The 17,625-nt window shown below is 57.8% G+C and carries 18 protein-coding genes; 6 read left to right on the top strand and 12 right to left on the bottom strand.

The window, feature by feature from the left end:
* Positions 1-3: 3 nt before the first annotated feature.
* The 4 genes from modC to ABJZ52_RS13100 all read right to left on the bottom strand — a co-directional run bounded on the left by modC (position 4) and on the right by ABJZ52_RS13100 (position 4,390).
* Complete coding sequence (gene modC / locus ABJZ52_RS13085) at positions 4-1,137, bottom strand: molybdenum ABC transporter ATP-binding protein (RefSeq protein ID WP_348190187.1); 1,134 nt, start codon at positions 1,135-1,137, stop codon at positions 4-6.
* Positions 1,130-1,837, bottom strand: coding sequence for a molybdate ABC transporter permease subunit (modB, locus tag ABJZ52_RS13090; RefSeq protein WP_348190188.1), 708 nt, complete (start codon positions 1,835-1,837; stop codon positions 1,130-1,132). The genes modC and modB overlap by 8 nt, the downstream gene beginning before the upstream one ends.
* Positions 1,838-1,876: 39 nt before the next feature.
* Entirely contained in the window at positions 1,877-2,650 is a 774-nt protein-coding gene (modA, locus tag ABJZ52_RS13095) for a molybdate ABC transporter substrate-binding protein (protein WP_348190190.1), read from the bottom strand.
* A gap of 126 nt (positions 2,651-2,776) precedes the next feature.
* Positions 2,777-4,390, bottom strand: coding sequence for a GMC family oxidoreductase N-terminal domain-containing protein (locus ABJZ52_RS13100; RefSeq protein ID WP_348190192.1), 1,614 nt, complete (start codon positions 4,388-4,390; stop codon positions 2,777-2,779).
* A 208-nt stretch (positions 4,391-4,598) separates the two neighbouring features.
* Between ABJZ52_RS13100 and ABJZ52_RS13105 the strand changes: the two genes are divergently transcribed.
* Positions 4,599-5,780 carry a hypothetical protein gene (locus ABJZ52_RS13105; protein WP_348190193.1) on the top strand — a complete coding sequence of 394 codons (1,182 nt, stop codon included), beginning with the start codon at positions 4,599-4,601 and terminating at the stop codon, positions 5,778-5,780.
* Here the strand turns inward: ABJZ52_RS13105 and ABJZ52_RS13110 are convergent.
* Complete coding sequence (locus tag ABJZ52_RS13110; RefSeq protein ID WP_348190195.1) at positions 5,767-6,231, bottom strand: DUF1203 domain-containing protein; 465 nt, start codon at positions 6,229-6,231, stop codon at positions 5,767-5,769. The genes ABJZ52_RS13105 and ABJZ52_RS13110 overlap by 14 nt on opposite strands.
* A gap of 81 nt (positions 6,232-6,312) precedes the next feature.
* On the opposite strand from ABJZ52_RS13110, the gene ABJZ52_RS13115 reads away from it, so the two are divergent.
* Complete coding sequence (locus ABJZ52_RS13115; RefSeq protein ID WP_348190197.1) at positions 6,313-6,909, top strand: class I SAM-dependent methyltransferase; 597 nt, start codon at positions 6,313-6,315, stop codon at positions 6,907-6,909.
* Here the strand turns inward: ABJZ52_RS13115 and ABJZ52_RS13120 are convergent.
* Complete coding sequence (locus tag ABJZ52_RS13120; protein ID WP_348190199.1) at positions 6,906-7,649, bottom strand: tellurite resistance TerB family protein; 744 nt, start codon at positions 7,647-7,649, stop codon at positions 6,906-6,908. The two genes, ABJZ52_RS13115 and ABJZ52_RS13120, sit on opposite strands and share 4 nt — an antisense overlap.
* Positions 7,650-7,746: 97 nt before the next feature.
* The gene (locus ABJZ52_RS13125) at positions 7,747-8,214 is read right to left on the bottom strand and encodes an Lrp/AsnC family transcriptional regulator (RefSeq protein WP_348190200.1); all 468 of its coding nucleotides are present in this window, start codon (positions 8,212-8,214) and stop codon (positions 7,747-7,749) included.
* Positions 8,215-8,335: 121 nt separating this feature from the next.
* Here ABJZ52_RS13125 and hppD point away from each other — a divergent pair, with 121 nt between their 5' ends.
* Together hppD and ABJZ52_RS13135 are read left to right on the top strand one after the other, a co-directional pair.
* The gene (gene hppD, locus ABJZ52_RS13130) at positions 8,336-9,448 is read left to right on the top strand and encodes a 4-hydroxyphenylpyruvate dioxygenase (RefSeq protein WP_348190202.1); all 1,113 of its coding nucleotides are present in this window, start codon (positions 8,336-8,338) and stop codon (positions 9,446-9,448) included.
* Positions 9,449-9,557: 109 nt separating this feature from the next.
* A complete protein-coding gene (locus tag ABJZ52_RS13135) occupies positions 9,558-10,307 on the top strand; it encodes a DUF3800 domain-containing protein (protein ID WP_348190203.1) in 750 nt (249 codons plus the stop codon).
* Between the two features lie 155 nt (positions 10,308-10,462).
* Here ABJZ52_RS13135 and gshB read toward each other — a convergent pair whose 3' ends face one another.
* The 3 genes from gshB to rsmI all read right to left on the bottom strand — a co-directional run bounded on the left by gshB (position 10,463) and on the right by rsmI (position 13,263).
* Positions 10,463-11,407: a glutathione synthase gene (gene gshB, locus ABJZ52_RS13140; RefSeq protein WP_348190204.1), complete on the bottom strand. Its 945-nt coding sequence runs from the start codon at positions 11,405-11,407 to the stop codon at positions 10,463-10,465.
* Between the two features lie 538 nt (positions 11,408-11,945).
* Entirely contained in the window at positions 11,946-12,335 is a 390-nt protein-coding gene (locus ABJZ52_RS13145; protein WP_348190206.1) for a YraN family protein, read from the bottom strand.
* Between the two features lie 19 nt (positions 12,336-12,354).
* A complete protein-coding gene (gene rsmI, locus ABJZ52_RS13150) occupies positions 12,355-13,263 on the bottom strand; it encodes a 16S rRNA (cytidine(1402)-2'-O)-methyltransferase (protein WP_348190208.1) in 909 nt (302 codons plus the stop codon).
* A 226-nt stretch (positions 13,264-13,489) separates the two neighbouring features.
* Between rsmI and ABJZ52_RS13155 the strand changes: the two genes are divergently transcribed.
* On the top strand, positions 13,490-14,722 hold the full coding sequence (locus ABJZ52_RS13155) for a penicillin-binding protein activator (protein ID WP_348190210.1): 1,233 nt from the start codon (positions 13,490-13,492) through the stop codon (positions 14,720-14,722).
* A gap of 23 nt (positions 14,723-14,745) precedes the next feature.
* The gene (gene coaBC, locus ABJZ52_RS13160) at positions 14,746-15,981 is read left to right on the top strand and encodes a bifunctional phosphopantothenoylcysteine decarboxylase/phosphopantothenate--cysteine ligase CoaBC (RefSeq protein ID WP_348190212.1); all 1,236 of its coding nucleotides are present in this window, start codon (positions 14,746-14,748) and stop codon (positions 15,979-15,981) included.
* 11 nt (positions 15,982-15,992) lie between these two features.
* On the opposite strand, the gene ABJZ52_RS13165 is transcribed toward coaBC, so the two are convergent.
* Together ABJZ52_RS13165 and ABJZ52_RS13170 are read right to left on the bottom strand one after the other, a co-directional pair.
* Entirely contained in the window at positions 15,993-16,790 is a 798-nt protein-coding gene (locus ABJZ52_RS13165) for a class III extradiol ring-cleavage dioxygenase (protein ID WP_348190214.1), read from the bottom strand.
* 227 nt (positions 16,791-17,017) lie between these two features.
* Positions 17,018-17,608 (bottom strand): OmpA family protein, encoded by a 591-nt coding sequence (locus ABJZ52_RS13170; protein WP_348190216.1) that lies wholly within the window; start codon positions 17,606-17,608, stop codon positions 17,018-17,020.
* Positions 17,609-17,625: the final 17 nt, after the last annotated feature.

The following is a 17,625-nucleotide window of genomic DNA, read 5'->3' on the forward strand; positions in this document are numbered from 1 at the left end:
GCATTATACCAGCGTTTGAACCGATGCGGCATCATCGTTCGTCAGGCCAGGTGCCGGTGCGCTCTGGCGGCGATCGATGGCGACACTCTTGATCAGAAGATAGATCTGCTTTCCTGGCTGCAACCCCAATTGCGCGACAGACGCCCGCGTCAAGCGCGCACGCACATTCTGGCTGCCAGCAGAACACAGGACCTCTGTATAGGGTCCTGCTTCATCGGATATCGATTTGACCTCGCCGACAATGGCATTTCGAATGCTGATACCCTCCGGCTTCTGCAAGGCAACAGCCACATCACGCGCGCGAATCCGCAACCGAATGGCCTCACCGAGAGCTGCATCGAGGCCTGGGACCTGAACAGACTGCCCCTCGCCGATCTCAACGTGGCTGAGGCCCCACTCCTGTTCGATGCGCACCACCCTTCCCTCAAGCAGCGCACTCGCCTCATGACGGCCCGTTGCACGTCCGAGGTCAACTCGCGACAAAACATCCGCCACCGGCCCATGCGCGATCGTTTTGCCTTTAGAGACGATCACCAGCGTCTGGGAGAGACGCGCGACCTCTTCCATGGCATGACTAACGTAGAGGATCGGAATACCTGCTTCAGTTCGCAGCCGGTCCAGATAGGGCAGGATATCGGCCTTCCGGCCCTGATCGAGGGACGCCAGAGGCTCGTCCATGAGCAGAAGACGCGGTCCGGACAGAAGCGCTCGCCCAATGGCCACCCGCTGGCGCTCCCCACCAGAAAGATTGCCTGGTCTCCGATCCAGAAGGTTCCCAATTCCGAGCAGCTCAACCACTTCAGGAACAGGCCGGGCGTCCGTTCTCCCTCCCGCCCATCGCGCAAAGGTCAGATTGGCTTTGACCGACAGATGCGGAAACAGACGCGCATCCTGAAACACATGTCCCACCCGGCGCCTTCGCACCGACAGATCTATGCCCTTCCGGCTGTCGAAAAGCACTTCACCATTGACAGCGATCCGCCCGTGATCCGGGCGCAGCAATCCGGCAATCATGTTGGTGATCGTCGACTTGCCCGCACCCGACTGGCCAAAGAGTGAAGTCACCCCGGAAGACCCGACAAATGTCGCCTTCACCTGAAAGGTGCCAACATGCCCCCTGATATCGACGTCAATCATCAACGCCCCCAATCCGTTTGCGCAGTCTGCGGGCCCAGACTTCAGACGCAATCAGAGCGCCAAAAGCGACAATCGCCGCAATGAGGGTCAGGCGGAAAGCCGCCAAGTCACCGGACGGCGACTGGGTCGCAGTATAGAGCGCCAGGGAGAGGGTTCTGGTTTCGCCGGGAATGTTGGAAACGAAGGTGATCGTCGCCCCAAATTCCCCCATCGCCTTTGCAAAGCCGAGGATTGCTCCGCCAAGGATGCCGGGAAACGTCATTGGCAAAGTGACAACCAGAAACGTCACAAGGCGGTGTGCTCCAAGAGAAGAGGCCGCTTCTTCCAACTTCGGGTCAACCGCCTCAAACGCAAGGCGGATCGGCCGAACCATCAACGGAAAGGCCATCACTCCAGCGGCGACAGCTGCTCCCGTCCAGTTGAAGGCAAAGCTAATGCCGAATGTGTCCCAGAGAAAGCGGCCGACTGCGCCGCTGCGCCCAAAGAGAATCAGCAGGATATAGCCGGTGACCACCGGAGGCAGAACCAGAGGCATGTGTATGAGGGCGTTGACGATGCCGTGGCCGGGAAATCGCCATCTGGCAAGGCCATAGGCAGCAAAGATTGCGAGCGGCAGCGCGAAAGCCAAAGCAACCAGAGCGACCTTCAATGTCAGGGCCAGGGCCTGCCATTCCTGGGGCTGGAGCTGAAGAAACGCCAAATTCTACCCTGTCTCTCACCGGGTACCCGGTGCCGTGTCCTATTTCACTTGTGCAAATCCTGAACGCCGGAAAACATCCTGTGCTTCAGCGCCAAGCAAAAACGCCATGAAGACAGCTGCTGCTTCAGAAGCCCCCACCGTCTCGGCTGCAGGATAGCGGATCTTCGGGTGAGATTCTTCAGGAAATACAGCAAGGACCTTCACTCTCGGCTCGACCAGGGCATCCGAGCCATAGACAAGGCCCAATGCCGTGTCACCGCGCGCGACAGAAGCAAGCGCAACCCGCACATTGTCCATGGGCGCGAGAGTGCTGGAGACACCTTGCCAGAGGCCGGTTGCCTCAAGCGCGGCCCTTCCATATCGGCCGGCCGGAACGGTCTCGGGATCTGCCATTGCGAGACGGTTGCCCACCAGTCGTTCGCTGATCTCGTCGGAGTTCAGTCGGAGCGGCTCCGCATCTTCAGCGCCAACGAGCACAAGATTGTTGGCCGCCACCGCGCGAATTGTATCCGGTTCGACTGCGCCTCTGGCGCGTACATAGTCCATCCAGGCTTCGTCGGCTGACACAAAGACATCCGCCGGAGCACCTGCCTCGACCTGGCGCGCCAGTGTGCCAGTGCCTGCAAACGAAAAGACGACCTCTGTGCCGGTCACAGCTTCAAATTCCTGACCAATTTCCGTCAGGGCTTCGGTCAGGCTCGCCGCCGCGAAGACCGTTATTTTTTCTGCCGCCTGCGCCTGGTCGCATATCATCTGGCTGCACAGCATCTGACCGACCACAAACAAGCCGGCGATTTTACTCATCAAGGACATGGAAGAACCGTCGCAATCGATTTTGCGGTTGATCGTAGGCGTCGGACAATCGGGTTTCAAGTCAACCAGGCACCGATCGGGTCAGCGCTTCGAATGAGCCGAAACGCATGAGGCCAAACGCGTGGCTCAATGACCAGCTCGACGATCTTCCCTTATCATCTCGGCGCCCTTTTCCGCGATCATGATCGTCGGCGCATTGGTGTTGCCCGAGGTGATCCTGGGCATAACCGATGCATCAATGACGCGCAGGCCGTTGATGCCCCGCACTCGCAAACGCTCATCAACAACTGAGTCCGGGTCTGCGCCCATCCTGCAAGTACCGACAGGGTGGAAGATCGTCGTGCCAATGTCGCCTGCCGCCTTTGCAAGATCTTCGTCAGTCTCGTATTGCGCACCGGGCAAATACTCTTCAGGCGCATGTTTGGCGAGCGATGGTGCGGTCATGATCTTGCGCGTCAACTTGATCGAATCGGCAGCGACTTTTCGGTCTGTCTCGGTCGAGAGATAGTTCGGCTGTATCTCTGGCTGTTTGTCACGGTCTGGCGACGTAATGTGGATGTGGCCGCGGCTTGCGGGACGAAGATTGCAGACACTGGCAGTCACCGCTGGGAAGTCGTGCAAGGGTTTTCCGAACTTGTCCAGCGACAGCGGTTGGACATGATATTCAACGTTCGCGGTCTCGAAAGAAGGGTCGGTCTTGGCGAAAACGCCCAGCTGGCTCGGGGCCATGGACATGGGACCGGTCCGCTTCAGCATGTATTCCAGACCGATCTTGGCCTTTCCGAACCAGCTGCCAGCCATCTGGTTCAATGTGACAGCGTCCTTGATCTTGTAGATCGTGCGCAACTGTAGGTGATCCTGCAGGTTTTCACCGATCGCGGGCAAGGCATGAACGGTTTCGACACCAGCATCCTGCAGGACTTGCGGATTGCCGATACCGGACAGCTCCAGCAGCTGCGGGGAGCCGACCGCACCTGCCGACAAGATCACTTCGCCGTTGGTCGAAACCTTTGCCGGTGCACCTTTGACCGTCAGCTCCAGTCCCGTGACATTACCGTCCTCAACCAGGAGACGACTTGCGTGCGCCTGGGATATCACGCGCAGATTCGGTCGGCTCATGGCAGGTTTCAGGAACCCCTTCGCGACGCTCCAGCGGACACCGGATTTCTGTGTGACCTGAAAATAGGAGGCGCCGAAATTGTCGCCCTTGTTGAAATCAGAGATCTTGGGAATACCGACTTCGTCACAAGCATCGCGGAATGCATCCAACACGTCCCAGGATAACCGCTGTTCTTCGACCCTGACCGGACCACCCTGGCCATGCATGTCGTCATTCAGTGCGTAATGGTCCTCGGATTTGCGGAAATAGGGCAGGACATCGTCCCAGCCCCAACCGCTCAGGCCGAACTGGCGCCACTGGTCATAGTCCTGTGCCTGACCACGCATGTAGATCATGCCGTTGATTGACGAGCAGCCACCGATGACCTTGCCGCGCGGATACATCAGCGACCGGCCGTTCAAGCCAGGATCCTTGGCTGTGTGGAAACCCCAGTCCGTGCGCGGGTTGCCCATGCAGTAGAGATAGCCGACGGGAATATGGACCCAGATGTAGTTGTCGTTCTTGCCCGCTTCGAGAAGCAGGACAGTGACGTTAGGGTCTTCGGAAAGGCGGTTGGCCAGGACGCAGCCGGCAGAGCCCGCTCCAACAATTACATAGTCCCATGTGCCAAGATCCTGCATGCCACCTCCCGTTCGACATTTTCTCCCAACGTGATGGAGCCACGTTGGGTGACAAAGGGCAAGCGGAAGTCACGCACATTGGAACTTTACTTGACGCACAATCAACCCGTAAATGCCGCTCTTTGCTGTGCATTTTTGCAAGGTTTACGTAAAAATTACAGAGATGCGAGAGCGTGCACGTAGACGTCGAATTTAGCCGGAGCGACCCGTGAACCCTGCCGCCAGACTTCTGGAAACCTGTTTTCTCACGATCTATCGCGGGACCTGCAGACTTTATCGTCCGCTCCGGCATGTGATCGGCGCTTTGGTGCTCGCGGTTTTCGCGCTCATGGTGGCGGCAGTCGTCCAGATCTACCCAGTGTCCAACTGGGATATGGTCGCCTATACGGCAAGCGTTCTGGAAAGCGACATTTCCGATCCAGCCGAACTGCACGACCGCTCCTATGCCCTGTTGAAGGAAAATGTTTCAGACGGCGAGTTTCAGGCTCTGACCGGGGATCGCGACTATCGTATCCGACAGTATGAAGATCCGGACGCCTTCGCGACCATGCTCGGCTTTTACCGGTTGAAACTTGGCTATGTTGAAACCGCACGCGTTCTGTCTGGCTTCATGGATCCGGTCAAATCCCTCAGAATGATCTCGATGCTTTCCGCCGTCGCCGTCGCCGGGGTCCTTCTGGTCTGGCTCGCGCGGCATGGGGCATTGATGTACGGCCCGATCGTGGTCGCCATGCTGATCATCGCCGATTTTGGCGGGTCGGCCGCGCTGCTGTCACCCGACCTTTATGCCTCGGTCTTTCTGCTGCTGGCCGGTTTTCTTTATATCGAGCGACAAGACCTTGCCGCAGCTGCCAGCCTGATCGCGGCACTTTTCATCAGGCCTGACCATCTCGCCTTTATCGGCGTCTTCTTTGTCTTTGCGCAGATCTATGGTCCCGGTCGATGGATCATGACCGCAACCTTTGTCCTTGCGGCCCTGGCCTATACCTTCGTCCTGAAGGACGAGAGTCATCCGGGCTGGTGGATCCATCTCTGGTTCACACATGTCGAATATGTGCCGACGCTCGAAGGTTTCGATCCACCCATGTCACCCTTGATCTATCTGCAGATGCTGGTTCGTTCCACCGTGCGGTCGCTAATGAACAACACTTGGCTCGCCGCCTTGCTGGCGCTCGTCATCTTCTTCACAAGGGTCATCAGGCCGGCGCAGATGGCAGATCGTGCAAGGATACTGCTCTATGCGATCTTCACATCAATCTGCGCCAAATATCTGGTATTTCCGCACTACGAGACGCGGTTCTACTTCCCCTATCTCATTGCGATGGGGATGATCTTGCTGATCGCGTGGCATCAGCAGGACAAGACAGCAAGCGGATCTAGTCCCGCCTGACTTCGGCGGCAAAACAGCCCCTGCGGGCATAATGCAATTGAAGATAGTCGACTGACGGATTGTCGAACATCCTCGCGATGATCCCTTCGACGTCACGGCCCTCAATGACTTCTGCGTCAACGATGGCGTGCTCTGCATCGAATGCGCGCACCGACAGCAGGCGACTGGCGATGCTCTCAGGGATCGTATTCACGGCCGGATGGCGCGAAACGGCGTCTGCCTTGACGAAAATCGCGTGGCTTGCCCGATAAGGCGTGTCATTGGGCTGATGTTCGAAGTGAAGCAGGAAGACCGTTTCACCGATCTCCGCATCTTCAAGGCTGACACGGCAGGGAAACCCCGGTTTTGCGTCAGCGACATAGGTCTTGATGTGTCGTGCAGCGAGCTCTTCCTCTGACAGTGCGGAGAGAAAAGCGAAGTCAGTGGACGGAAGCGGATGGATTTGAAACACTTTAAAACTCCTTGAAGTTGGTTCGCTATATTTCAAGGAATCGCTCAAGGAATACGACCCGATTTGCGAGCCCGACCAGGTATGAGTCACGACGATCAAACGCTGGATTTTTATGCCAGGGAGGCAGAAGCCTACACTTCACGCGAAAAGGTGGAAAATCGACAGAGGTTGCTTACCTTCCTATCCGCTTTGCCCGACAACGCGCGCATTCTCGAACTCGGGTGTGGGGCCGGGCAGGACAGCGAATTCATGATCTCGCAGGGATATTCCGTGCAACCGACCGACGGCTCACCTGAGATCGCCAAAGCCGCGCAAGCCCGATTGGGCATCCCGGTCCAGCAGCTTCTGTTTGAGGATCTGGACGATCAGGCAGCATATGATGGCATTTGGGCCAATGCCTGCCTGCTCCACGTTCCGCGCACGAGCTTGGCCAGTGTTCTCGCGCACGTCTTTGCAGCGCTGCGTGGCGGTGGCCAATTCTTTGCAAGTTTCAAGGCTGGCGAAGAGGACGGTCGCGACCGGTTCGGCAGGTACTATAATTATCCCTCAGCCCGGAGGCTGAAGGAACTCTATGAGACCTTGCCATGGCAAAGCATCGTGATTGAGTCCGGAAAGGGCGGCGGCTATGACGGCCTTCCAACCGACTGGCTCTACGTCACAGCCACCAAGGCCGGTTAGCCTTCTTCCGCTTCGCGAACGGCCATCTCGATTTCGTCAACCAGGGCCGGATCAAGGTCAAGACGCGCGGCCAGCATCTGGAGATAGGCCTTTTCCGCACCATGGTCCGGATCGATCGCAAGCCGTGATGCCGCGTAGATTTCCGCAGCATGTTCCGGCGTGTCGGCGCTGGCCACGACCTTGTCGAGATCCAGCGGCGCGCGGAGCTCATCCATCAGGAAGGCCTTGGCTTCACTGTCGAGACCAGCCTCATCGATCTTGGAAAAAATCCGGTCCTGCTCGTCCGCATCGATATGGCCATCGGCCTTGGCGGCAGAAATCATCGCGGTCAACAAGCTGATTGCAAAAGCGTTTTCGCCGCCCTGCGCCCCGGCAGGATCAAAAGCTGTGCCGCGCGGCGCGTCCAGCGGCACGGAGCCGGTGTCTGGGTACTGCGGCCGTGGCGCGCCCTGCTGGTTGGCCTGATAGCCTTGGTAGGCCTTGTAGGCGAGGCCCGCCACCAGCGCCAGACCGCCATATTTGACCGCGCCCTTGCCAATCTTACGGCCGGATTTCGTGCCCAGCATCAGGCCGGCGAGGCTGCCGAGCGCCAGACCGCCTCCCTGGGAGGACAGAAAGTCCTTGCCTTGGGACATCAGATCGCCTGATGAGCCATTGCCGGACCTGCGGTCGGATCCACCGGTCGCGGCTCCGCCCGCTCCACCGAGGAACTGGTCCAGCAAAGACTTGGCATCAAACATTCTCATTTCTCCTGCATCCGGCAATCAGGCCGATCATTTCAATTCCACTTCGATTTGGGGCGCCTTGCCCGCTCGCGCAAGGTTTTTTGCCAATTCTTCACGAAAGAGGCAGGAAATTGTCGTCCTTCAGTGTCTCCATGGCGATGGAGGAGCGGACATTCTGCACCGCGTCATGGGGCAGCAATTCGTCGTTGATCACCCGGCTGAGCGCCTTCAGGTCTTTCACAACCACTTTCAGCATGTAGTCGACATCGCCGGTCAGGGTATGCGCCTCCTGAACCTCAGGCATTGCGGTCACCATTTCTCGGAACCTTCGGGCGTTTTCCCGGCTATGCGCACCGAGCGTGACCCCGACATAAGCCGTGACGCCAAGACCAATTGCGTCGGGATCAAGCGTTGCCCGATACCGACGGATGACTCCCCCTTGTTCCAGCCTTTGACGACGGCGCGACACCTGGCTGGCGGATAGGCCAATTCGCTCGCCGATCTCCTGATTGGTCAGGGCAGCATTATCCTGAAGAACGCGCAGCAATTTCAGATCAAAGCCATCTAATGCAACTGACATGCATGAAATCCATGCTTTTTGAGATTTTCTCGCACCACTTTACGGAATTCCACGCGATTTGCACACACTTTGCGCGTCCGCGCGCGCATTCTGGGAGGAGCTTTTTCTGGAGGAGAGATTCATGGGCCCGTTTCCCCACGACGCACCGGTCGCGACGATCACCGAAGACAATCCGGCCGGCACCGACGGATTCGAGTTCGTTGAATTTGCCCATCCGGAACCGGAAAAGCTGGCCGAACTCTTCACGCGCATGGGTTACACCAAGGTCGCGACCCACAAGTCCAAAGATATCTCGGTCTGGCGTCAGGGCAATGTAAACTATCTGGTGAACGCGGAGCCGGGCAGTCACGCCATGCGCTTTGTCGATGACCACGGCCCCTGTGCACCTTCCATGGCCTGGCGAGTTGTCGATGCAAAACACGCTTTCGAACATGCTGTTTCCAAGGGCGCCGAGCCCTACGAAGGCAACGACAAGGCACTCGATGTTCCGGCCATCGTCGGGATCGGCGGCTCGCTGCTTTATTTCGTCGATCAATATGGCGACAAGGGCTCCGCCTACTCAGCTGACTTCGACTGGATCGGCGGCGTTAATCCGAAGCCGGAAGGGGTCGGCTTTTATTACCTCGACCACCTGACCCACAATGTCTATCGCGGCAACATGGACAAGTGGTGGGCCTTCTATCGCGAGCTGTTCGGCTTCACCCAGATCCATTATTTCGACATCGATGGCCGGATCACCGGGCTCGTGAGCCGTGCAATCACCTCTCCTTGTGGCAAGATCCGAATTCCGCTGAACGAATCCAAAGATGAAACCAGCCAGATCGTCGAATATCTGAAGAAATACAAGGGCGAGGGCATTCAGCACATCGCGGTGGGAACGGACGGCATCTATGACGCCACCGACAAGCTCGCCGCCAATGGCCTTAAGTTCATGCCCGGCCCGCCTGAGGTCTATTACGAGAAGAGCGCCGACCGGGTTCAGGGCCATGACGAGCCGATCGAACGCATGAAGCAGCATGGCATTCTGATTGACGGCGAAGGCGTCGTGAACGGCGGCATGACCAAGATCCTGCTGCAGATCTTCTCCAAGACCGTGATCGGCCCCATCTTCTTCGAGTTCATCCAGCGCAAGGGCGACGAGGGCTTTGGTGAAGGCAACTTCCGCGCCCTGTTCGAAAGCATCGAAGAAGACCAGATCCGCCGCGGCGTGATCGAAGTCGATGCGGCGGAGTAGGCTATAGCTAACTGAGAAAAGCCTACCTAAATCCGGCGAGCTCTCAATTCGATATCAAATTCACTTGCGTTTATCCTGTTTTTTTATCACTTTTGGTTGCATGTATTTGATGTACGTTGATGAAAGTGGAGACACAGGTCTTAGTCGATCTCCTACAAGGTATTTTACGCTATCTGGAATAGTAGTTCATGAAACTCGTTGGCGAGATTTTCTGAATGCGCTAATTGAATTCCGGCGCACCATGCGTCGTGTTCATAATCTTCCAATGCGAGGCGAGATTCATTCGTCGGAGTTTGTAAACAAACGCCCGTTTGATTTGGACAGACATACTAGACTTACAATTCTGAGAAATTGCTTAGATGAGATCGCTAAGCTTGATTTTCTGTCCATTACCAATGTCGTCGTAGATAAGAAAGGAAAGGCGGCTGATTTTGATGTATTCAACAAAGCTTGGCTAACTCTTTTCCAACGATTTGAGAATACTCTTGTTCATTCTAATTTCCCCGGCAATTTCAGAGGTAATAACGGCTTAGTGGTTACAGATGCAACTGCGGGGAAGAAACTATCGATGCTTGTTAGAAAAATGGCGGTACATAATTACATTCCGCATGATCTAGGAATAAATGAGGGCGCTCGAAACATCCCAATCACACGGATAATCGAAGATCCTCATGGAAAGGACTCAGCACAGACCCTTCCAATTCAAATTTGTGATGTCGTGGCCTATTTTCTACAGCAACGCTTCTGCCCAAACAGTTACATTCGCAGAAAGCGCGCGCAATACTATTTTGATAGATTGTCCCCAGTACTAAATCTTCGGGAAAGTAGATTTAATCCGCTCGGAATAGTATTAATATAGAAAGGGCGGACAGCTTTCGCCATCCGCCGGGGGAATCCTACTTCTAGGATAGGCCTAGTTTCAGATTCCGGGTGAATCTTAGCAATAAATCTATTGACAAACAATTTATATTTTTCAACAAGCTAAGTGATTCTACGCTTTGATATTTTGAGCTTTCAACCCTTCACCTTGGCCTCCAGAACATCCCAGACCCTTGCGGCAATATCCGGGCCGCCGAGTTTTGCGACAGCGCGGATGCCCGTGGGTGCGGTGACGTTGATCTCCGTAAGGCGACCGTCGATGACGTCGATGCCCACCAGGATCAGACCCTTTTCCTTCAGGGATGGGCCGAGACGCGCGCAGATTTCCCGCTCCTTTTCAGTCAGCTCGCTTTCCCTGGCCGCACCACCGCGCACCATGTTGGAACGCAGGTCGCCTTCGGCCGGAACCCGATTGACCGCGCCGGCAAACTCCCCATCGACTAGCAAAATGCGCTTGTCGCCATGCTTCACGTTGGGCAGGAACTGCTGGATGACCCAGGGCTCGCGGAAGGTGGCGGCAAAGAAGTCATAGAGAGAGCCGTAGTTCAGGTCATCCCGGGTGATGCGGAAAACTGCCGCACCGCCATGGCCGAACAGGGGCTTCATGACGATGTCGCCATACTCTGCGCGGAACAGATCGATTTCGCCGCGATCGCGGGTGACGAGCGTCGGCGGCATCAGGTCAGCAAACTCTGTAACGAAGAGTTTTTCCGGCGCATTTCGAACCTCTGCCGGATCGTTCACCACCAAAGTGTTCGGATGAACCTTCTCCAGAATGTGAGTCGCAGCAATATAGGAAAGATCGAACGGCGGATCCTGGCGCATGAGCACCACATCCACATCCGCCATGTTGAAACGCTGCTTCTCGCCAAGCGTGAAGTGATTGCCGACTTCGTCACGCACCTCGACCGGCTCCAGACCGCAGAAAACGTCGTCGCCAATCATCGCCAATCGGTCGGGCGTGTAATGATACAGCTCGTGACCGCGGGCCTGAGCTTCGAGCATCAATGCAAAGGCGCTGTCTCCAGCGATGTTGATCGAGGAAATATGGTCCATCTGGACCGCGACCTTGAGGGCCATGTGAGACGTCTCCCGGCAGGGGCGCTGAGTTCGCGCGAGGGAATTTTGGTTCGGTTGGTCCAGATATGCGGTCGCCGCAGGCCTTTGTCCAGTGGTGCTTGATCGCGAGATGGAAGTGCTATGCGTTTGAGGGAGGCTTGAACGTCTTTCCGCGCCTAGGAAGCAAATGCGCTGTCATTCGATCGGCAAAGCTGAGACCTAACCTTAATGTCTCAGCTTCTTTTTCCTCGAACAAAGCGTCAACGGTCTCGTTATATGCCAAAGCTCGAGCCGCAGAGTAAGCCGGGGGCTCTTCACCTGAGATTCGATATATCTCGGAGCGCACTAACCCCGCCTTTTTATCGGATGAACTGAGTTCAAGATCGGCAAGTAGCGCTGCGTACCGCGCACGAAATATTCGATGCTCTCTAGCGGCGGCGGCGGCGGGGGTTTAGGTTTATCGTTCATGCTTGGCTCCCCTTCCCTATCAATTATGTCTTCTACAACTTATAATTATATCTCAGTTTTTACAATCCAGCCCCTCAGCCCCCTGACGCCTTCACTCCCTTGCCTCGAAGGCGCTGACGATCCGCTCGGGCCAGCGCCAGGGACGTACGATCATGACATCGAAGCGCAGGGTGTAGAAGCCGGCCTTGGGATGTTCGGTGACGAAGATCTTCGCGGCCCTGGTGATCCGCTTTTGACTGGCCGGCGTGACGGCCTCCATGGCAGCATCCCGAGTCTTTCGCGCCTTCACCTCGATGAAGACCACTGTCTTGCGCCGTTTGGCAATCAGATCAATCTCACCCGCCCTGGTCTTGTAGCGGCGCTTCAGGATGCGCCAGCCGGTCAAGCGCAAGGCCCATGCAGCACGGGTTTCGGCGAAATGGCCGAGGCGATGGGCCTTTTGACGCCTGGCCGCGCCGCTGCCGTCCTGTCGTCCTGCCATGATCAACTTCCACCTCGTGTCAGGTGCCCGCATCCGCCTTGAGCTCAAGCGCACGTTTGTAGAGCTCATTGCGGTCGAGACCTGTCTGTTTCGCGACCGACTTGGCTGCAGCACTGACAGGCATCTCCCTCAGCGCCTCGCTCAGAAGCGCATCGGCGTCCTCTGCAGCGGCCTCCGGGCCATCTTCTGGTGGGGCAATCATGATGACAATCTCGCCCTTCGGCGCATCGCCGGAGAAGGTCTCGGCAAGCTCGGCCAGGGTTCCACGTTCGAACGTTTCAAACCGCTTGGTAAGTTCTCGGGCCACCGCAGCTTCGCGTGCCTCACCCATGATTTCGGCCATGGTCGCAAGCGTTGCCCCGAGCCGGCGCGGGGATTCGTAGAGAACCAGCGTCGCCGGAATCCTTGCCAGATCCGCCAGCCTGGTCTTTTTCGGGCCGCCCTTTTGCGGCAGAAACCCGGCAAAGAGCACAGTATCACTCGGCAATCCGGAGCCAACGAGACCAGCGAGCAAGGCAGAGGCACCAGGGATCGGAATGACCTTGTGGCCCGCAGCGACCACATCGCGGACGAGCCTGTAGCCCGGATCTGAAATGAGCGGCGTGCCCGCATCGCTGACAAGGGCAACTGCGTCGCCGCGCTCGAGCGCTTCGAGGATCTTCGGTCTCTGGCGGTCCGAGTTGTGCTCATGATAGGGCATGAGAGGTGTTTTCAAGCCGAACCGATGGGTCAAGGTCCCGGTCACGCGGGTGTCCTCGCAGGCAATGACGGACGCTCCCGCAAGAGTTTCCAGACCACGGACCGTGATATCGCCAAGGTTGCCGATTGGTGTGGAAACGATATAGAGCGCCGGCTCCAGACGGGGCGCGGAAAAGGCGTGTTCCGACAAGATGTAACGACGTTGATCAGTGCTTTGGGCGGAGGTCATGCGCTTCCCGGTTCGATCCTGGCAAAGAACTGTTGCCCTGCAGATACTTGCAGCGCACGGATGCCTCAATGCAGGCTAAAAATGGTCCATCTCTCTGGCTAATGGTGAGCGAACCCGAGCGCAAGCGCAAATCGGGAGCCATACGGCCCCGCCAAGAACCGCTTGGAAACTGGACAGACGCACAGTGAATCCGTAAGTGTTTGGAAAGCTGTTCGAGGAGGCAGAATTGATCGACACAGGCGCATTCACCGGCTGGAGCCGGACCGCAGGAAGACTGAAGACATATCTGCGCGCAGGTTTTGTCGGTCTTGGCGCCCTGACGCTCGCCGGTTGCATGGGGTCCACGCTCGGCTCCTATCCGGGTCAGTCGATCAATGCCGGCGAGCCGGTCACGACCACCGGAGAAGTCGTTGGCACCGGCAGCGTTCGTGTGGGCTTGCTTCTGCCAATGAGCGGCGGCGGCAGCGCAACCTCCATTGCCACAGTGTTCAAGAATGCTGCCGAACTTGCCCTCGCCAATTTCCCGAACGCGGATGTCCAGCTCTTGGTCAAGGACACGGCCGGCACGGCACAGGGCGGCCAGGCAGCGGCGCGGGCAGCAATTTCCGAGGGCGCTGAACTGATCCTCGGCCCGGTCTTTGCGCCTGCCGTTTCGGGTGCGGCCACCGTGGCGAAATCCTCCGGCGTGCCCGTCGTCGCTTTCTCGACCGACGTTTCCGTCGCCTCGCGCGGTGTTTACCTGCTGAGCTTCCTGCCACAGACCGATGTCCGGCGGATCATCGGTTATGCGGCCAGCCAATCGAAACGCTCCTATGCGGCGCTGATCCCTGATGACACCTATGGCGCGGTCATCGAAGCCGCCTTCCGGCAGGAAGTCGGGCGAACAGCCGGGCGAATTGTCTCCATCCAACGCTACAAGCTCAACGGCACAGATACCGCAGACCTGCTTGCCAAGACCCGGGCGCTGTCGTCGACCATGGGTCAGATCGACAGCCTGTTCATTCCTGCGGGCGGCGGCGTCGCTCCAGTGGTCATGCAGACACTGACGTCAGCGGGCTCCAATCTTGGCCAAGTCAAGATCCTGGGAAGCGGCCAGTGGGATACGGCAGACATGAAGTCGAACCCGCTCATGGTCGGCAGTTGGTATCCGGGGCCCGAGGACAAGGGTTTTCAGGCCTTTGCAAGTCGCTATCAGGGTGCCTATGGCACGCCGCCTCCACGCAACGCCACGCTCGCCTATGACGGGGTGACACTGGCTGCCGGACTGGTTCGTTCTGCAGGGCCTCAGCGCTTTGCAACCAATGTGCTGACCAATCAAGACGGCTTCATCGGAATCGACGGCCTGTTCCGGTTCAAGTCGAACGGCCAGAACGAGCGCGGACTTGCCGTATATCAGCTCACAGGCAGCGGCACCCAGGTGATATCCGCGGCGCCGAGAGATTTCCGGTCCGGCACCTGACGGGCCATCAGGAGCAAAAACAGATGCTCACCGACAAGCGTGTGGTGCTGATCATTTCCGGTGGCATCGCCGCCTACAAGTCGCTCGATCTGATCCGGCGTTTTCGCGAGCGCGGAGCCCTCGTGCAGGCCGTGATGACGCGAGGGGCGCAGCAGTTCATTACGCCACTAGCGGTCGGCGCGCTGACAGCCAGAAAGGTCTATACCGAACTTTTTGACCGGGAAGCGGAACAGGACGTGGGCCATATTCGCCTCGCCCGTGATGCAGATCTGATCCTGATTGCACCGGCAACCGCGGACCTCATGGCAAAGATGTCCCACGGCATCGCCGACGACCTAGCAACTGCGGTTCTTCTGGCAACGGACAAGCCGGTTTTGGTCGCGCCAGCGATGAACCCAAAGATGTGGTCCCATCCGGCGACGGCTCGCAATGTTGAAACGCTCAAGGCAGACGGCCTGACGTTCATTGGCCCCAATGCCGGCGAAATGGCCGAAAGCGGTGAAGCCGGGGTCGGACGCATGGCGGAACCCGTCGAGATTGCCGATGCCGCCGAGCGCCTGATCTCGGATACGCCTTCCCAGGACATGCCGGAGCTGCCGCTTGTCGGCCGTCATATCGTCATCACCTCCGGCCCGACCCATGAGCCAATCGATCCGGTGCGCTACATTGCAAACCGCTCTTCCGGCAAACAGGGTCACGCCATTGCAGCGGCCGCAGCCGCAGCCGGCGCCCGGGTCACCCTGGTTTCAGGTCCCGTCTCGATTCCCGATCCCGTGGGTGTCGCCGTTGTCCACGTTGAAACAGCTGAACAGATGCTTTCCGCCGTCACCAAGTCCCTGCCGGCAGATGTGGCCATCATGGCGGCTGCCGTTGCGGACTGGCGGGCCTCAAACGAGGGTACGCAGAAGATCAAGAAGGACGGCTCCGGTGAGCCCCCTGCGATGAACCTGGTCGAAAATCCGGATATCCTGGCAACCATCGGCCATCACGAGCGCCTTCGGCCGGGGTTACTCGTCGGCTTTGCTGCAGAAACCCAGAACCTCCTGGACAACGCCCGCGGAAAACTGGAACGCAAACGCGCCGACTGGATCGTGGCCAACGACGTCAGCCCGGAAACGGGCGTCATGGGCGGCGACGCGAATACGGTGCGGATCGTCAGTGCGGAAGGTATCGAGGACTGGCCGAGCCTGGAAAAGGCGGAAGTTGCCCGCCGTCTCATCGCCCGGATCGCAGATTATCTGAAGTTACAGGGCGCTTAAGCGGCTTCTCCCTACGGAAAGCGATAGTAAGTCATGCTGATCGTGCCGTGGGAGTAGCTGCGATGCAGCAGCTCCGGCGCTGCTTTTCGGCCCGAGGCACCCATGGCGAAGAAGAGCGGCAGGAGATGCTCTTCCGTTGGATGCGCGCGGCGAAACTCCGGCCCGGCGTTGAGATCAGAAAACCACTCGATTTTTCCGCGGTTCAGTCCCTCATCCAGCCACTGGTCAAAGCGAATGGCCCACGGAGCCGGATCCGTACCCTCAGGAAACAGCTCACGCAGATTGTGCGTCGTGCTGCCAGAGCCGATGATCAGGATTCCCTGCTCTGACAAGGGAGCAAGGCTTCGGCCGAGGGCGTGAACGCTCTCGGGTGTGCTGTCATAGGGCAGCGATAACTCAACGACAGGAACCGATGGATCCGGGTAGGCAAGGGTGAGCGGCACCCAGGCACCATGGTCGAGACCCCATGACCCGTCTTCTTCTGCCGGGATTTTGGCGGTCTGAAGAAGCTGAGCAACCTGGCTCACCAGATCTGCGCTGGCTTGCGCCGGATACTGAACGTCGAACAACGCCTGCGGGAATGCACCAAAGTCGTGAATGGTCTTCAAGACTCCAGGAGCGGAGATCTTCTGCCCCTCTGTCTCCCAGTGTGGTGACAGGATGACGATACCCTTTACTTCCGGCATGGTTCCAGCGAGTGAGCGGAGAAACCGGTTGGCCGGGATGTCGGTGATCGCCAGCATCGGCGAGCCATGCGCCAGAAACAGCGGCGCAATCGCGGCGGCGTGAGCGGTGTCCGGGAATGTCATGACCTTCTCCATGTGAAACCCAGCCGTCTTTGAACCGCATAGCGGTAGGACGGCCTTTCCAAAACCAAGATGGGTTTCAATCGCCGACCTGAGAAGCCGGGAATTCGTTACATGGTCGTTCACTCACAGCGAACAATGCACGCGTCAAAATCGCGATTGGTCAATAAATCGTGTAACCCTACCGGGGCGAGATCACGCCCCGGCAAGATCTTCGTTGCAACTGATCGTCAGAAGCCGACGTTGATCAGCTGGACGCGCCGGTTGATCTCGGCGTTCGGCTTGGAAGGGTCACGAAGCTGCTCTTCGCCCAGACCAACGGCTTCAAGCATGCCTGCGGGAACACGGAACGTCGTGACAAGCGCGTCGCGAATGGCGTCTGCACGGCGCTGGGAAAGCTTCAGATTGTATTCCCGGTCGCCCTTGGCATCCGTATGGCCGACGACGAAGAAGGTCTGACCCATCAGATACGGTGTGTGCAGCGCATCGGCGATGATACCCACCGTCTCGTAGGACTCGGGGCGAATACGATCCGAGTCGAAATCGAATGTGATCTCCAGGTTGAACTGTCGCAGTTGTGCCAGTTTGGCAGCCAGCGGCAACACTTCGGTCGAGTTATCGCCAGGGTATTTCTTGATCTGTTCGAGCGCCTGCTTGCGCAGATCGTCGGCGCTGATGTCCACCTTCGCCTGAGCACCCTGAAGAGAGTTGATGATCTCGTTGCGCGAAAGAGCGGTCTGAGCATTAACGGCGGAAAGGCCCAGTCCGAAGACAACGGCAAAGGTCGCCAATCCCGTGGGCAGAAGAGTATTGAATTTCATGATTTTACCTCAAAAAC

It is taken from the genome of Roseibium sp. (genome assembly GCF_039982295.1).
Lineage (GTDB): Bacteria > Pseudomonadota > Alphaproteobacteria > Rhizobiales > Stappiaceae > Roseibium.

What these genes read in the sequence shown, in the direction of transcription:
- modC (WP_348190187.1), bottom strand. Translation starts at nt 1,137, where the DNA reads ATGATTGACGTCGATATCAGGGGGCATGTTGGCACCTTTCAGGTGAAG.
- ABJZ52_RS13165 (WP_348190214.1), bottom strand. Translation starts at nt 16,790, where the DNA reads ATGACATTCCCGGACACCGCTCACGCCGCCGCGATTGCGCCGCTGTTT.
- coaBC (WP_348190212.1), top strand. Translation starts at nt 14,746, where the DNA reads ATGCTCACCGACAAGCGTGTGGTGCTGATCATTTCCGGTGGCATCGCC.
- ABJZ52_RS13115 (WP_348190197.1), top strand. Translation starts at nt 6,313, where the DNA reads ATGAGTCACGACGATCAAACGCTGGATTTTTATGCCAGGGAGGCAGAA.
- modA (WP_348190190.1), bottom strand. Translation starts at nt 2,650, where the DNA reads ATGTCCTTGATGAGTAAAATCGCCGGCTTGTTTGTGGTCGGTCAGATG.
- ABJZ52_RS13170 (WP_348190216.1), bottom strand. Translation starts at nt 17,608, where the DNA reads ATGAAATTCAATACTCTTCTGCCCACGGGATTGGCGACCTTTGCCGTT.
- rsmI (WP_348190208.1), bottom strand. Translation starts at nt 13,263, where the DNA reads ATGACCTCCGCCCAAAGCACTGATCAACGTCGTTACATCTTGTCGGAA.
- gshB (WP_348190204.1), bottom strand. Translation starts at nt 11,407, where the DNA reads ATGGCCCTCAAGGTCGCGGTCCAGATGGACCATATTTCCTCGATCAAC.
- ABJZ52_RS13120 (WP_348190199.1), bottom strand. Translation starts at nt 7,649, where the DNA reads ATGTTTGATGCCAAGTCTTTGCTGGACCAGTTCCTCGGTGGAGCGGGC.
- ABJZ52_RS13125 (WP_348190200.1), bottom strand. Translation starts at nt 8,214, where the DNA reads ATGTCAGTTGCATTAGATGGCTTTGATCTGAAATTGCTGCGCGTTCTT.
- ABJZ52_RS13135 (WP_348190203.1), top strand. Translation starts at nt 9,558, where the DNA reads ATGTACGTTGATGAAAGTGGAGACACAGGTCTTAGTCGATCTCCTACA.
- hppD (WP_348190202.1), top strand. Translation starts at nt 8,336, where the DNA reads ATGGGCCCGTTTCCCCACGACGCACCGGTCGCGACGATCACCGAAGAC.
- ABJZ52_RS13145 (WP_348190206.1), bottom strand. Translation starts at nt 12,335, where the DNA reads ATGGCAGGACGACAGGACGGCAGCGGCGCGGCCAGGCGTCAAAAGGCC.
- ABJZ52_RS13100 (WP_348190192.1), bottom strand. Translation starts at nt 4,390, where the DNA reads ATGCAGGATCTTGGCACATGGGACTATGTAATTGTTGGAGCGGGCTCT.